This is a genomic window from Virgibacillus sp. 7505 (assembly GCF_002272135.1).
Classification (GTDB): Bacteria; Bacillota; Bacilli; order Bacillales; family Amphibacillaceae; genus Terribacillus.
In genome coordinates this window covers 1-203 of the sequence record NZ_NPBF01000520.1, presented here as the reverse complement: position 1 = coordinate 203, position 203 = coordinate 1, and the positions used below count along the sequence as shown (strand labels likewise).

The window sequence follows — 203 nt, the reverse complement described above, 5'->3', positions numbered from 1 at the left end:
CTCCGAAAGCTAAAAAGGAAAACGCGGTTTACGCATTTTCCCGGTGAATTTTGTCAATCACGCCGCCACCAATGCAACGATCTCCTTCATACAACACAACTGCTTGTCCTGGCGTAATCGCGCGTTGTGGCTGGTCAAACTGAATAAACGCACGGCCATCTTCCTTCGGAAATACGGTAACGCCTTGGTCTTCTTGACGATAC

Annotated in this window: 1 protein-coding gene; it reads right to left on the bottom strand. The window is 48.8% G+C overall.

Annotation, left to right across the window (positions count from 1 at the left end; translation table 11 throughout):
* Window positions 1-28: 28 nt before the first annotated feature.
* The coding region (locus CHH91_RS20050) for an aminomethyltransferase beta-barrel domain-containing protein (protein ID WP_353615347.1) at window positions 29-203 on the bottom strand (175 nt) is incomplete at its 5' end.